The 12,003-nt window shown below is 66.4% G+C and carries 12 protein-coding genes; 7 read left to right on the top strand and 5 right to left on the bottom strand.

All coding sequences use genetic code 11. The annotated features are described in order from the left end of the window. Positions 1-124: 124 nt before the first annotated feature. A complete protein-coding gene (locus ACGLHT_RS14685; RefSeq protein WP_274120937.1) occupies positions 125-2,296 on the top strand; it encodes a malate synthase G in 2,172 nt (723 codons plus the stop codon). Positions 2,297-2,423: 127 nt separating this feature from the next. Here the strand turns inward: ACGLHT_RS14685 and ACGLHT_RS14690 are convergent, their stop codons facing one another. After that, positions 2,424-3,005, bottom strand: a complete 582-nt coding sequence (locus ACGLHT_RS14690) for a flavin reductase family protein (RefSeq protein ID WP_137163631.1) — start codon at positions 3,003-3,005, stop codon at positions 2,424-2,426. Between the two features lie 196 nt (positions 3,006-3,201). Here ACGLHT_RS14690 and ACGLHT_RS14695 point away from each other — a divergent pair, with 196 nt between their 5' ends. Next, positions 3,202-3,540 (top strand): hypothetical protein, encoded by a 339-nt coding sequence (locus ACGLHT_RS14695; RefSeq protein ID WP_085591035.1) that lies wholly within the window; start codon positions 3,202-3,204, stop codon positions 3,538-3,540. Between the two features lie 192 nt (positions 3,541-3,732). Next, positions 3,733-5,166: a PLP-dependent aminotransferase family protein gene (locus ACGLHT_RS14700; RefSeq protein WP_274120936.1), complete on the top strand. Its 1,434-nt coding sequence runs from the start codon at positions 3,733-3,735 to the stop codon at positions 5,164-5,166. Here the strand turns inward: ACGLHT_RS14700 and ACGLHT_RS14705 are convergent. Together ACGLHT_RS14705 and ACGLHT_RS14710 are read right to left on the bottom strand one after the other, a co-directional pair. After that, complete coding sequence (locus tag ACGLHT_RS14705; RefSeq protein WP_274120935.1) at positions 5,159-6,355, bottom strand: CynX/NimT family MFS transporter; 1,197 nt, start codon at positions 6,353-6,355, stop codon at positions 5,159-5,161. The genes ACGLHT_RS14700 and ACGLHT_RS14705 overlap by 8 nt on opposite strands. Then, the gene (locus tag ACGLHT_RS14710; RefSeq protein WP_274079027.1) at positions 6,352-6,810 is read right to left on the bottom strand and encodes a nucleoside deaminase; all 459 of its coding nucleotides are present in this window, start codon (positions 6,808-6,810) and stop codon (positions 6,352-6,354) included. Before ACGLHT_RS14710 ends, ACGLHT_RS14705 begins: the two co-directional genes overlap by 4 nt. 302 nt (positions 6,811-7,112) lie before the next feature. Here ACGLHT_RS14710 and ACGLHT_RS14715 point away from each other — a divergent pair, with 302 nt between their 5' ends. After that, a complete protein-coding gene (locus tag ACGLHT_RS14715) occupies positions 7,113-7,550 on the top strand; it encodes a carboxymuconolactone decarboxylase family protein (protein WP_025338700.1) in 438 nt (145 codons plus the stop codon). Positions 7,551-7,681: 131 nt separating this feature from the next. Here ACGLHT_RS14715 and ACGLHT_RS14720 read toward each other — a convergent pair whose 3' ends face one another. Further along, positions 7,682-8,692 carry an AraC family transcriptional regulator gene (locus tag ACGLHT_RS14720; RefSeq protein WP_025338699.1) on the bottom strand — a complete coding sequence of 337 codons (1,011 nt, stop codon included), beginning with the start codon at positions 8,690-8,692 and terminating at the stop codon, positions 7,682-7,684. 168 nt (positions 8,693-8,860) lie between these two features. Between ACGLHT_RS14720 and ACGLHT_RS14725 the strand changes: the two genes are divergently transcribed. Genes ACGLHT_RS14725 through ACGLHT_RS14735 form a run of 3 tightly spaced genes read left to right on the top strand, consistent with a single transcriptional unit; the run spans position 8,861 to position 11,501 of the window. Then, complete coding sequence (locus tag ACGLHT_RS14725) at positions 8,861-10,045, top strand: acetyl-CoA C-acyltransferase family protein (RefSeq protein WP_025338698.1); 1,185 nt, start codon at positions 8,861-8,863, stop codon at positions 10,043-10,045. 13 nt (positions 10,046-10,058) lie between these two features. After that, positions 10,059-10,907: a 3-hydroxybutyryl-CoA dehydrogenase gene (locus tag ACGLHT_RS14730; RefSeq protein ID WP_085615207.1), complete on the top strand. Its 849-nt coding sequence runs from the start codon at positions 10,059-10,061 to the stop codon at positions 10,905-10,907. 12 nt (positions 10,908-10,919) lie between these two features. After that, entirely contained in the window at positions 10,920-11,501 is a 582-nt protein-coding gene (locus ACGLHT_RS14735) for a TetR/AcrR family transcriptional regulator (protein ID WP_085615205.1), read from the top strand. A 110-nt stretch (positions 11,502-11,611) separates the two neighbouring features. On the opposite strand, the gene ACGLHT_RS14740 is transcribed toward ACGLHT_RS14735, so the two are convergent. Continuing rightward, complete coding sequence (locus ACGLHT_RS14740) at positions 11,612-11,989, bottom strand: response regulator (protein ID WP_003256176.1); 378 nt, start codon at positions 11,987-11,989, stop codon at positions 11,612-11,614. Positions 11,990-12,003: the final 14 nt, after the last annotated feature.

Below are 12,003 nucleotides of genomic sequence, written 5' to 3' on the forward strand. Positions count from 1 at the left end.
CCCGCTCCCACAGGAGCTGCACAGGCCTCAGGCCTTGTGAAAGCCCTGTGGGAGCGGGTTCACCCGCGAAAGGGCCGGCAAAAGCAACATTTACCCAGAAGCCTGAACATCGAGCGAACAGACAATGCCAAACCATCCACTCCAGATCGCCCCCACCCTGCAGCGCTTCATCGAAGACGAAGCCCTCCCCGGCACCGGCATCGAAGCCCGCACCTTCTGGCAAGGCTTCAGCACCCTGGTCCACGACCTCGCACCGCAAAACCGCGCCCTGCTCGCCGAGCGTGAGCGCCTGCAAGCAGAACTGGACAACTGGCACCGCCAGCACCCCGGCCCGATCCGTGACATGGCCGCCTACCAGCACTTCCTGCAAGGCATCGGCTACCTTGTGGAGCCCCCGGCAAGCGTGCAGGTCAGCACCCGCAACGTCGACCGCGAGATCGCCGTGCAGGCCGGCCCGCAACTGGTGGTGCCACTGAGCAACGCCCGCTACGCCCTCAACGCCGCCAACGCCCGCTGGGGCTCGCTGTACGATGCCCTGTACGGCACCGATGCCATCGCCGAAAGCGAGGGCGCCGAACGTGGCCAGGGTTACAACCCGCGACGCGGCGCCAAGGTGATCGCCTATGCCCGGCAGTTCCTCGACACCGCTGCCCCGCTCGACGGTGCGTCGCACAACGACGCCAAGGCCTACGCGATCAGCCAGGGCACGCTGCAAGTGACCCTGGCCGATGGCCGCCAGGTCGGCCTCATGCAACCCGCGCAACTGCGTGGCTACCAAGGTGAGCCGAACACGCCAACAGCGATCCTGTTGCAGCATCACCAGCTGCATTTCGAAATCCAGGTCGACCCGGCCAACGCCATCGGCCAGCAGGACCCGGCCGGTGTCAAGGACATCCTGCTGGAGGCCGCGCTCACCACCATCATCGACTGCGAAGACTCGGTAGCCGCCGTGGATGCCGACGACAAGGTCAACGTCTACCGCAACTGGCTGGGCCTGATGAAGGGCGACCTCAGCGAGCAGGTCAGCAAGGGCGGCAAAACCTTTGAACGCACCCTGGCCGAAGACCGCCACTACCACGGCGCAGACGGCCAGCCACTGACCCTGCCGGGCCGCTCGCTGCTGTTCATCCGCAACGTCGGCCACCTGATGACCAACCCGGCCATCCACGACCGCGATGGCCGGGAAATCCCGGAAGGCATCCTCGATGCCGTGGTCACCAGCCTGATCGGCCTGCATGACCTCAAGCGCCGCGGCAATTCCCGCGAGGGCAGCCTGTACATCGTCAAGCCGAAGATGCACGGGCCGGCCGAGGTGGCCTTTGCCGACCAGCTGTTCGGCCGCGTCGAAGCCCTGTTGGGCCTGCCCGCACATACGCTGAAGATGGGCATCATGGACGAGGAGCGGCGTACCAGCGTCAACCTCAAGGCCTGCATCGCCAGCGCCGCGTCACGGGTGGTGTTCATCAACACCGGCTTCCTCGACCGCACCGGTGACGAGATGCACACGGCCATGGAAGCCGGCGCCATGCTGCGCAAGGGTGACATGAAAGGCAGTGCCTGGATCCAGGCCTACGAGCGCAGCAACGTACTGGTGGGGCTGGCCTGTGGCCTGCGCGGCAAGGCGCAGATCGGCAAGGGCATGTGGGCCATGCCCGACCTGATGGCGGCGATGCTCGAACAGAAAGTCGCCCAGCCCAGGGCCGGCGCCAACACCGCCTGGGTGCCCTCGCCCACAGCCGCGACACTGCATGCGCTGCACTACCACCAGGTGGATGTGGCGGCCGTGCAGCAAACGCTGGAACAGGTTGACCTGAATGCCCAGCGCGCCGAGTTGCTGCATGACCTGCTCAGTGTTCCGGTCAGCCCAGAACGGCCCTGGAGCGCAGCCGACATCCAGGCCGAACTGGACAACAACTGCCAGGGTATCCTCGGTTACGTGGTGCGCTGGGTCGAGCAAGGGGTCGGCTGTTCCAAGGTGCCGGATATCCATGATGTAGGCCTGATGGAAGACCGCGCGACCCTGCGGATTTCGGCGCAGCACATTGCCAACTGGCTGCACCACGGGGTGGTCGATGCCGAGCAGGTCGAAGCGACCTTGCAACGCATGGCAGGCGTGGTCGACCAGCAGAATGCCGGGGACCCGGCGTACCGGCCGATGGCCGCCGGTTTCGAGGCATCGCATGCCTTCCGCGCTGCACGGGAGCTGGTGTTCAAGGGCCGGCAGCAGCCCAGTGGCTATACCGAACCGTTGCTGCATGGCTGGCGCTTGCGCTTCAAGCAGGAGGTCGGGCGCTGATGCTGACAGGGGCCGCCATGCGGCCCTATCGCCGGCAAGCCAGCTCCCACAGGTACTGCACAGGCTTCAGGCCTGGTGTGATACCTGTGGGAGCTGGCTTGCGGCGATGAGGCCGGGCCAGGTGTAATCAACTTTGCGAATCGACCACCACCGGCTCGCCTATCGCATAAAAATGCCCACCCGCCACGTAGTGCAAACTGCGCCACTGCGGGTCGGCATTCTCGTAGGCCCAGTGGCCATCGCGGAACACCCGGTCATCGGCCCAGGCCGCCACCACCTCGCCAATGAACAGGTCGTAAGTGTTCTGGTTGTGCGGCTCGTCGATCACCCGGCACATCAACCAGGCCGAACAGCCCTCCACCAACGGCGCCGCATGCCCCTCGACCCGCGCCAGCTGCACACCAATGCTGGCGAGCTTGTCGGGCTGGTCGAACAGGCTGCGGGTACCCACCTGGTGGGTCAACTGCGCTTGCGCCGCGGTGGGCACCTGGATCACCAACCAGCCACTGCCCTCCACCAACTGCCGTGTGCGGGCGGTCTTGTCGAGTACCACGGTCACCTTGGGTGGATCGAAATCCAGCGCACAGGCCCAGGCGGCCGCCATCACATTGTCCACCCCTTCGTGGCTGGCCGACACCAGCACCGTCGGGCCGTGGTTCAGCAGGCGATAGGCCTTTTTCAGGTCGACGGCTTGGAAATGGCTGTTCATGGCAATCCTCGGCAAGGCGGGTAGCGGGCGGCAAATTGTGCCGCAGGCGCCGTCCTCCCGCCAGCTTGGGGTGTCACTCCTGCATCTTCAGAAAACTCCTACGCATTGCTCGGATGCGTCCTACTTGTTGCCCCTGCCCACTGAAAACATGATCGGCACTGGATGACGCAAGGTCGCGATCCAGAGGAGGTTCCGCATGCACCTGTACGCCCGCCCCACTGCCGAATTGCGCAGCACCCTGCGCGAACTGCTGGCCCATGACATGAACAACCCGGACGAAGACCCCCACCTGTCGGGGGTGATGTTCTTCTGCGCCACCGATGAACGCTCCCGCCAACTGATCGAACGTATCGAGTTGCTGGCCAGCGAGTTGTTCTTCGACCCGAACGGGCGGGCCATTACCGAGCATATGAAAGCGGCGGCGGTGGAAGGCGTGCGCATCAAGCGCAACCGCAAGGCGCCGGCGGACGAGACGGTGATACGTATCGCGCTGGCGGACAAGGGCTACATCACGGTGAGTACTGCCCGGTTCTGAGTTTGCGCTGGCTTTCTGGGGGTGCTTTGCACCCCATCGCGACACAAGGCCGCTCCCACAGGACATCACAGACTTTGAATGCAGCGCTGTACCTGTGGGAGCGGCCTTGTGTCGCGATGGGCCGCAAAGCGGCCCCATGCCCTTCCCCGACCAATCCGCTATCCTGAGCACTTCCCCGCTCCGGACCGCTCCATGGAACTGCACATTCGCCTGGAAGGCCGCAAAGGCCTGGCCGACCAGCTTTACCAGCAACTGCGCGCCGGCATCGATAGCGGCCACCTGGCCGCGGGCACCCAACTGCCGCCAAGCCGTCTGCTGGCAGAGCAGCTGGGCGTGTCGCGCAAGACCGTGGCCGAGGCCTATTCCCGGCTGACCTACGACAACCTGCTGAGCGGCGTGGTCGGCCGGGGCACCTTCATCACCCCGCGCCAGCCGTTGCGCAGCAGCGAATCGACGGCCATTCCCCTGGCCGCTGCCGCATCCCTCGAGCGCTGGCAGCAGCGCGCCACCGTGCTGAGCCAACGTCAGCTGGACGCTCCCTCACGTTACGACTTCATCGGCGGGGCCTCGAGCAAGGCGCAGTTCCCGTTCGACCAGTGGCGCAGTTGCCTGAACTATGCCCTGCGCCGCAGCCAGCGCCACCCCGAGCGGCAGTTCCCGGCCCAGGGCCTGCCAGAGCTGCGCGAGGCCATTGCCCATCACGTCGCCTACGCCCGCGGCGTGCACAGCAGCGCCGCCGACCTGCTGGTGTGCAACGGCGCCCAGCAGGCTCTGGACCTGATCGCCCGGGTATTGGTTGAGCCGGGTTGCCAGGTGGCCATGGAAGACCCGGGCTACCCGCCAGCGCGGCAACTGTTCCTGGCCCTGGGCGCGCGCCTGCAATCGGTACCGGTGGACGATGAAGGCCTGTGCGTGGAACAGATCGCCGACGGCACCCGGCTGATCTACGTGACGCCCTCGCACCAGTTTCCGCTGGGCATGCCGATGAGCGAGGCACGCCGGCACGCCCTGCTGGCACGGGCCGCCGAGCTGGGTGCGTTGATCATCGAAGACGACTACGACTGCGAGTTCCGCTACCACGGCCCAGCCGCGGAAGCGTTGCAGCGCCTCGACCGCCATGGCCTGGTGGCCTATGTGGGGACCTTTTCCAAGACCTTGCTGCCCGAGTTGCGCCTGGGCTACGCCGTACTGCCGCCCGCCGTGTTGAAGGCCGCTTGCGTGGCCAAGCACCTCAGCGACTGGCACAGCCCGACCCTGTCGCAGTGGGCACTGGCGCGGTTTCTCGGCGAAGGCCACCTGAACAAACACATCCGTCGTTGCCACGAGGTCTACAGCGCCCGTCGCGAACGCATCCTCGCACGGCTGGGCGGCGACCTGTCACCGTGGTTCAGCGCCATCCCCGCCAGCGCCGGGTTCCACCTCAGCGCCCTGGCCAAACCTGGGGTCGATGTCGAGTTGCTGGCCAACCTCGCACGCAAGGTGGAGGTCGGCCTGTACTCGCTGGCGCCGTTCTTCAGCGAAGCGCCAGTGCGCCCGGGGCTGTTGCTGGGCTTCGGCGCCATCGAGCTGCTGGACATCGACCCGGCGCTGGACCGGGTGCGCGACACCCTGCAGCGCCTCAGTTGACCGGTGCGGCCTTGCCCGCCACTACCGGGCGGGCAATGGCCGCGGCATAACCGCGTGGGTTGAAGCAGGCGGTAACCAGCAGCATTGCCACCACGGTCACGGTCAGCAGCGTCCACGAGGCCTGGAAATCACCGCTCATGTCGCGCAACCAGCCGGTGACGTACGGCACGATGCCGGTGATGATGAAGCCGATGCCCTGCACGAACGCCGCCAGGCTGCCAGCCTCGGCAGGCGTCTTCAGGTGCTCCAGGGTCAGCGTCAGGCTCTGGCTGAAGCAGGCGCCCAGGCCGAAACCGATCATCGCCACCCAAAGCCCCGAGGCCAGCGTGGGTGCCAGCAGCAGGCCGAGGAAACCCACCAGCTGGATCGCCAAGGCCAGCCACAGGCCCGGGCGCCGGTCTGCCCAGCGCCGCAGCAACAGCGGCAGGCCCAGTGCGCCGGCCACCTGGAAGATGGTCATCAGGCCCACCAGGTCGGCACCGCCCTGGGCGCTGCCGCCATGCTCGATGTGATAGGCCGGCAACCAGGCCACCATGCTGGTGTAGCCGCCGTTGATCAAGCCGAAGTACAGCGCCAGCAACCAGGCCCGGCGCGTGCCGAACCAGTGGCCGCCGGTGGCACCGGCCAGCATCGGCGCCTGCTGGCGTGGCCGCAGCACGGCCCAGGCCAGCACCGCCAGCACAGCCGGGATCGCCCACACGCCCAGGCCGACCTGCCAATGGCCGAAGTAGCCACTGATGTGCGGCCCGAGCACGGCGGCCAGGCCGCCGCCGCTCATCAGCGCTGCCGAATACAGGCCCATCGCCCCCGCCAGGCGGCCGGGGAACCAGCGGTTGACCAGCCCCGGCATCATGCCCTGCACTACCGCCACCCCCAGGCCGGCGACCACCGCACTGGCAATCAGCGACCAGGCGCTGTCCAGTTGCAGGCGCCACAGGCAGGCCAGGGCGATGGCAGACAGGCCAGCGAGCATGCCGCCATGTTCGCTGATCCAGCGCCGCAACCAGGGTTGCAGCAGGGGCACCAGGCCCATGCACAGCACCGGCAACGCCGTCAGCAAGGCCGCCTGCTGGTAACCCAGGCCGGTACTGGCGCGCATGGGTTCGAGCAACGGGCCGATACTGGTCAGGATCGGCCGCAGGTTCAGTGCCAGCAGCATGACCAGCAACAGGTTCAATGCCGCTCTCATTGTGCGTTGGCCTGTTTCCATTCAAGGTACAGACCGGCTTCGCCGCTGGGCTTCAGTGCGCGCAGCGGCAGGCTCTGCTGCTGGGGCGGGCGAGCCATCTGCGCGTATACCGCCGCGGTGGACAAGCCATAGGGTTCGCCCTCGGCGTTGTCGTAGGCAAACCAGGCCCGCTCGATGCCGCACAGGTGCATGGCCGCCAGGCACATCGGGCACGGGTGGCCGCTGGCGTAGATTTCGGCGCCATCCAGGCGCGCCTGGCCCAGGGCGTGGCTGGCCTTGCGGATGGCCTGCATCTCGGCGTGGGCGGTCGGGTCCTGGGTGTTGTGGATCTCGTTGACCGCGCGTGCCAGCACCTGCCCCTGGTACACCAGCACGGCGCCGAAGGGCCGGCCACCGGCCTTGATATTGGCGCGGGCCAGGTCGAGCGCTTCGCGCATGTAGCGTTCTTCGGACATGAATCGGTTCTCCTGTTGCAAGACCTGGTCATTATCCGGGCTTGGGCGGCCTGGCAGAAATGAAGAGATTGGATGCCTGTCAGTGGCCTCCCGAATGGCCGATTGGCCTCCCGCTGATGCGCGTGATTGGCTATCGAGGAGGACCTGGGCCGGCGCTACCATCAGCTCACTTTCAACCAGCAACGCATTCCCCTGTAGGAGCAGCCTTGCGCTGCGAAAGCGCCATGCGCCCGTACGGGCGCTTTCGCAGCGCAAGGCTGCTCCTACAAGGACGATGCCAGCCTCGAATACTGGAGATAAACATGCACAACCGTATCGAATGGGCCAAGCACGCCCCCGAGGCCTACAAAGCCATGGTCGGCCTGGAGCAGGCCCTGGCCAAGAGCGGCCTGGAGAATTCCCTGCTGGAACTGGTGCGCCTGCGGGCCTCGCAGATCAACGGCTGCGCCTACTGCGTCAACCTGCACGCCAACGATGCGCGCAAGGCCGGTGAGACCGAGGCACGCCTGCAGACCTTGTGCGTCTGGCAGGAAACCGCCTACTTCACCCCGCGCGAGCGTGCTGCGCTGGCCTGGGTGGAGAGCCTGACCCGGCTGCCCGAACACGGCGCGCCGCAGGGCGAATATGAAGCCCTGCAGGAACACTTCGAGCCGGCCGAGGTGGCCAACCTGACCCTGGCAATTGCCACCATCAATGCCTGGAACCGCTTCGGGGTCGGGTTTGCCATGGTGCCGGCCTGATGATTGATCGGTAGCATGTACCGGCCTCTTCGCGGGTGAACCCGCTCCCACAGGTACAGCACATTTTTCAGATTCTGTGAGTCCCCTGTGGGAGCGGGTTTACCCGCGAAGAGGCCCGCACAGGCAACATCTCAACGCCCGGCCAACCGCGCCCGGTAGCTGCCGGGGCTCTGCCCGGTCCATTTCTTGAACGCCCGGTGAAACGCACTGGGCTCCTGGAACCCGGTCTGCTCGGCAATCTCGGCAATGCTCAGCTCCCCTTCGCGCAATCGCTCGAAGGCCATTGCCCGGCGCACCTCATCCTTGATCTGCTGGTACGAACGCCCTTCCCGCTCCAGCTGCCGACGGAAAGTACTGGCACTGACCCCCTGCTGCTGCGCCAGCGCCGCCAGCGTCGGCCACTGCCCATAGCGCCGCGCCCGCAGGTGCCGGTACACCTCGGCCACCAGCCCGTTCTGGTTGCGAAAGCGAATCACCAGCCCCTGCGGCGCGCTGCGCAGGAAGGTTTTCAGGGCCGCCACGTCCTGCACCACCGGCAGGCGCAGGTAGGCGCTGTCGAACTCCACCTCGGTGCGCCCGCTGCCCAGGCGCAGGTCCGGCCCCCACAGCAGCAGGTCGTCCTCCTGGGCCGGGCGCGACACCGCCAGCTCGGTGCGGTCGATGGCGATCCGCCGCCCGGCCAGCCAGCACAGCATGCCGATCATCAACACCAGGTAGGTTTCCTCGGCATACACCCGGGTCAGCGGGTCGGCGATGCTCGACTGCACGCTGATCAGCGCCCGCCCGCCACGCAGCGTCAGGCTGCCGCGCAAATCGCGCAGGAACAGGCCAAAACCGCCCATGCACTGGCGCAAGGCCTTTTCCAGGTTCGGCTCCAGGATCAGGCCCCGGCAGATCAGGGCGAAACTGCCCGGCGGCATGCCGTGGCTGTCGAGGCGGAAGAACTCGTCGTCCAGGCGCTGGATCAGCGCCAGCCACAGCTGGGCGAAGGCCTTGGCCGGTACACGGGCCTGGGGCTGCTCGAGCAGTTGCGGGTCGATGCCCACCGCACGCAGCTGCGCATCGCGTTCGGCGGGGCAGTCGCGCAGGGCGTGGAGCATGGCATTGAGGAAGTACACGGCGACCGAATCGCTATCGCGCATGGCGGTTTTCGCTGTCTATGCTGAGTGGCAAAAAGTGCCAGGTTGTCTGAACAGTTCCGGCATAGGCTGCAACAGAGCCTTTGCCTAGACTCGGTCCCACTCCGGGATCGCCGGCCATTCTCGCAGAGCCTGGCCCGGTCCCGCCATGCCTTCGCAATCGGAGCCCCTATGAGCAGCGCAGAAATCTACGTCGTCAGTGCCGTCCGTTCAGCCATTGGTGGCTTTGGCGGTTCCCTCAAGGACCTGCCGCTGGCCGACCTGGCCAGCGCCATCACCCGCGCCGCCATCGAGCGCTCGGGCGTGGCCGCCGAGCAAGTCGGCCACCTGGTGATGGGCACGGTGATCCCCACCGAACCGCGTGACGCCTACCTGGCCCGCGTAGCGGCAATGAACGCCGGCATCCCCAAGGAAACCCCGGCATTCAACGTCAACCGCCTGTGCGGCTCGGGCCTGCAGGCCATCGTCTCGGCAGCCCAATGCCTGCTGCTCGGCGACACCGACGTGGCCGTGGCAGCCGGCGCCGAATCCATGAGCCGTGGCCCGTACCTGCTGCCGCAGGCACGCTGGGGTGCTCGCATGGGTGACCTGCAAGGCATCGACTACACCGTCGGCGTGCTGCAGGACCCGTTCGAACACTTCCATATGGGCATCACTGCCGAGAACGTTGCGGCCAAGCACGGCATTACCCGCGAAATGCAGGACGAACTGGCCCTGACCAGCCAGCGCCGCGCCGCCCGCGCCATTGCCGAAGGCCGCTTCGCCAGCCAGATCGTCCCGCTGGAACTGAAAACCCGCAAGGGCAGCGTGCAGTTCAGCACCGACGAGCATGTGCGTGGCGAAGTGACCGCCGAGCAACTGGCGGGGATGAAGACCGTGTTCAAGAAAGACGGCACCGTTACCGCCGGCAACGCCAGTGGCATCAACGACGGCGCTGGCGGCCTGGTGCTGGCCAGTGGTGATGCGGTGCGCCGCCTGGGCCTGAAGCCGCTGGCACGCCTGGTGGGCTACGCCCATGCTGGCGTCGAGCCTGAACTGATGGGCCTGGGCCCGATCCCGGCCACCCGCAAGGTGCTGGAGAAGACCGGCCTGAAGGTGCAGGACCTGGATGTGATCGAGTCCAACGAAGCCTTCGCCGCCCAGGCCTGCGCCGTGGCTCGCGAACTGGGCTTCGACCCGGAAAAGGTCAACCCCAACGGCTCGGGCATTTCCCTGGGTCACCCGGTGGGCGCCACCGGCGCGATCATCGCCACCAAGGCCATCCATGAGCTGCAGCGCATCCAGGGCCGCTACGCCCTGGCCACCATGTGCATCGGCGGTGGCCAAGGCATCGCCGTGGTCTTCGAGCGCGTCTGAGGGAGCCTGACACATGAGCATTGAACAGATTGCCGTGATCGGCGCCGGCACCATGGGCAACGGCATTGCCCAGGTGTGTGCGGTGGCCGGCTACCAGGTACTGCTGGTGGATGTTTCCGACGCTGCGCTGGAGCGCGGCGTGGCCACCTTGAGCAAGAACCTCGAGCGCCAGGTCGGCAAAGGCACCCTCGACGCCGACAAGGCGGCAGCCGCCCGCACGCGCATTCGCACCAGCACCGACTACACCCAGCTGCGCGGCGCGCAGCTGGTGATCGAGGCCGCCACCGAGAACCTGCAGCTCAAGCAGCGCATCCTGCAGCAGGTGGCGGCCAACGTCGCCGCCGACTGCCTGATCGCCACCAACACCTCGTCGCTGTCGGTCACCCAGCTGGCGGCCAGCATCGAGCACCCCGAGCGCTTCATTGGCGTGCACTTCTTCAACCCGGTGCCGATGATGGCGCTGGTCGAGATCATTCGCGGCCTGCAGACCAGCGACAGCACCTACGCCCAGGCGCTGGTGGTGACCGAAAAGGTCGGCAAGACCCCGATCACCGCCGGCAACCGCCCGGGCTTCGTGGTCAACCGCATCCTGGTGCCGATGATCAACGAAGCGATCTTCGTGCGCCAGGAGGGCCTGGCCAGTGCCGAGGACATCGACACCGGCATGCGCCTGGGCTGCAACCAGCCGATCGGCCCGCTGGCCCTGGCCGACCTGATCGGCCTGGACACCCTGCTAGCGATCATGGAGGCCTTCCATGAAGGCTTCAACGACAGCAAGTACCGCCCTGCCCCGTTGCTCAAGGAAATGGTCGCGGCCGGTTGGCTGGGGCGCAAGAGCGGCCGCGGTTTCTTCACCTACTGAGGAGCGAACGCCATGCCCCCGGTCAATGCCGCGATGCGCTGTGCCAACTTTGAAGAGCGACGTGACCGGGCCATGGCGCTGTTTGCCGAAAAGGGCTTTGGCCAGGTCAGCATGCGCGAGCTGGCGGCCCATGTGGGGCTTACCGCAGGCTCGCTGTACCACCACTTTCCCAGCAAGCAGGACTTGTTGTTCGACCTGATCGAGGAGTTGTACGAGGAGTTGCAGGCCACCCTGGACCAGGGGCGCCGGGCCATGGCGCGCGGGGCGTCGGCGTTGAGCTGCCTGATTGCCGCGCACTGGCAGCTGCATGCCGAGCGGCCCATGCAGTTTCGCCTGGCAGAGCGCGACTTCTGTTGCCTGAGCGAAGACCAGCAGGCGCGCCTGGCCTTGCTGCGCAAGCGCTATGAGGCGGGGTTGCTGAGGTTGATCGCACCGCAGGCGAAGTTGCAGGGGCAGGCCCTGGTGGCCACGGCGCATGTGGTGGCGACGCTGCTGAACCAGTTGCCGGGGTTGTTGAAGGCCTTGCCCGAAGAACAGGGGCTGGGGTTGATGGAAAGCATGCTGGTGGGTGGGCTGGAACGGACACTGCGCTAGCCTGTTCCGGCCCTTTCGCGGGTAAACCCGCTCCCACAGGAACTGTGCAAACCTTGAGACTTGCACAGCCCCTGTGGGAGCGGGTTTACCCGCGAAAGGGCCAGTGCAGGCTAGCGCAGGAGCGACTGGATCTGTTCGTGCAAGGTATCCAGGTCGAACGGTTTGGCCAGGATCGGTGCCTTGCGGGTGATCGGGCTGCCGGATTCGAGAATCTCCGCCGGGTAGCCGCTGATGAAGATCACCTTCAGGTCCGGCCGCAACTTCACCGCCGGCTCGGCAATGTCCACCCCGGAAATCCCGCCCGGCAAGCGGAAGTCCGTGACCATCAGGTCGAGGTGCGGCTTGCTCGCCAGGATCGCGAACGCCTGCTCGCCATCCTCGGCCACCAGCACGTGGTAGCCCTCGCCTGCCAGGTAATCGCGCAGGATCATGCGAATCGCCGGTTCGTCCTCGACCACCAGTACTACATCTTGTGCATCTTCACTCATGTCAACGCCTTGAA

It is taken from the genome of Pseudomonas sp. PsB (assembly GCF_043658375.1).
Taxonomy (GTDB): Bacteria; Pseudomonadota; Gammaproteobacteria; order Pseudomonadales; family Pseudomonadaceae; genus Aquipseudomonas; species Aquipseudomonas putida_Z.